The 2,189-nt window shown below is 52.6% G+C and carries 3 protein-coding genes; all 3 read right to left on the bottom strand.

The annotated features are described in order from the left end of the window. On the bottom strand, positions 1-1,011 hold a 1,011-nt coding region (locus tag ACTHUE_RS16305), incomplete at its 3' end, for a CAP domain-containing protein (protein ID WP_440423992.1). A gap of 67 nt (positions 1,012-1,078) precedes the next feature. Beyond that, a complete protein-coding gene (locus tag ACTHUE_RS16310) occupies positions 1,079-1,210 on the bottom strand; it encodes a hypothetical protein (protein WP_256388404.1) in 132 nt (43 codons plus the stop codon). A 68-nt stretch (positions 1,211-1,278) separates the two neighbouring features. Next, a partial coding sequence (locus tag ACTHUE_RS16315) for a dihydroxy-acid dehydratase domain-containing protein (protein WP_440423993.1) occupies positions 1,279-2,189 on the bottom strand: 911 nt, incomplete at its 5' end.

Consider the following 2,189-nt stretch of genomic DNA (forward strand, 5'->3'; position numbering starts at 1 on the left):
GAATGTCCATTCGGCCGTTTTGTCTTTTCCGTTTTGACGGTATTCGAACACGGCTCGGTAGTCGGTGTCGTATTCCAATGGTTGTAAAGGAAACAGCGCAAATTGACGTTCGGTCAGGAGGCGGTTCAGGTCATTATCTTTATCTAAGATTTTGACGTCTCTGATTTCTTTTGTGTCCTGATACAGTTTGAACGAACGCATTTTGACCGGAGGCGATTGTTCTGAGAACGCGATGCTGACCGGATTGCCGGTCATTTCATAATGCGGCATAGGGTCGGGACGTTCGCCGTGGAAAACCGGCGAAGCGAAGTTGCCTTGCGGATAGGTGATGTAAGGCCGGAGTTTGCGGTTGAAAATTTCATCCGCATAAACAATGGCATGACCATGACAGGCATCTTGGTAAAACGAACGGCTGAGGTCGGATAGGGGGCGGTTTTTTTGGCAGAGGCTGTTGAATCTGCTGTCGCCCTGATTGATGCTCAATGCGATTTGTTTGCCTTGCGATTCAAACGCCGCACCGGCCTCGTCGATATTTTGATCGAGTAAGGAGAGACGGTGGTAAATCGCCGTCATCAAGTTGTCCAGCTGATGTTGGGCAGGAAGGTGGTCGTTGATTTTTTCGTTTGGCGGATGCTGGTCGGTGCTGACGTTTTCGTGTACGCCTTTATAGGCATAACTGGCTCTGCGCGTGCGGTCTGATGGGCGTGGACCTGTATAAAAGGGATTGCGTGTATTGTGTTCGTCATGTCCGTCGTCAGGGTTTTGCAACAAATAGCGGGCATGATTACGCGCTGCGCGTTCAAGTGTGGCTGAGTGCGCCAGTGCGGGCAGATTGGCTGAGGCGCGGAGGAAGTTTAAATACGCCAAGGCGTCAAAATCGGCAACGGCAGTACGATTTTGCGGCGGTTGGGCGTAGATGAGCTGGTCTTCGGAATAGCGATGGGTTTCGTAGTATTGGAATATGCCGAGGGCGACGGCAAAACCACCCAGCCAGTAAAGAATGTGTTTCATTATATGTACTGCGTTCAGACGGCCTTGAGCTACGGCTTTTCCCCTTGAAACTCATGCCGTTAAATGATTATTTTGATAGCGGCTTGACTTGGAATGCTTCAGGATGGGATTTGAAATATTCGACAGCAATAAATCCGCCGCCAATAATAATCAAGAGGGCAATGGCCATGCCGATCATCGCTAAAATGAATTTGTCCATATTTGTCCGTTTGAATGAAGGCCGTCTGAAACACTTAAAAGCGTTCAGACGGCCTTAAGTCAGGTTAATTAACGTTCGATTTGCGATACGTCGCGTACTGCGCCTTTGTCGGCGGAAGTCGCCATTGCGCCGTAGGCACGCAGGGCTGCGGAGACGTAGCGGTCGCGGTTTTCCGGTTTCCACGCTTTGCTGCCGCGCGCTTCCATTTCGGCACGGCGTGCGGCAAGCTCTTCATCGGAAATGACAAGGTGGATGCTGCGGTTTGGAATATCGATTTCGATGGTGTCGCCTTCGCGTACCAAACCGATTGCGCCGCCTTCTGCCGCTTCAGGCGAAGCGTGACCGATGGACAGGCCGGAAGTACCGCCGGAGAAGCGACCGTCGGTCAGCAGGGCGCAGGCTTTGCCCAAACCTTTGGATTTCAGGTAGGAAGTCGGGTACAGCATTTCTTGCATGCCCGGGCCGCCTTTAGGGCCTTCATAGCGGATGATGACGATATCGCCAGCCACGATTTGGTTGCCCAAAATACCTTCTACTGCGTCTTCTTGGCTTTCAAACACGCGGGCGCGGCCGGTAAATTTGAGGATACTCTCGTCCACGCCTGCGGTTTTCACTACGCAACCGCGTTCTGCGATATTACCGAACAATACTGCCAAGCCGCCGTCTTGCGAGTAGGCATGCTCAACATCGCGGATACAGCCTTTTTCGCGGTCGAGGTCGAGGGTTTTCCACATACGGTTTTGCGAGAACGCCTGAGTAGTGCGCACGCCGCCTGGAGCCGCTTTGAAACGCTCGATGGCATGGGTGTTTTCAGGGTTGGTCACGTCCCATTTTTCAATCGCGTCTTTCAGTGTCGGCGCGTGGATGGTGTACACGTCGGTGTGCAGTTTGCCTGCTTTGTCCAATTCTTTCAGGATGGCGAAAATGCCGCCGGCGCGATGCACGTCTTCCATGTAGTAGTCGTGGTTGTTTGGCGCGG

This window comes from Neisseria sp. P0021.S005, assembly GCF_051956955.1.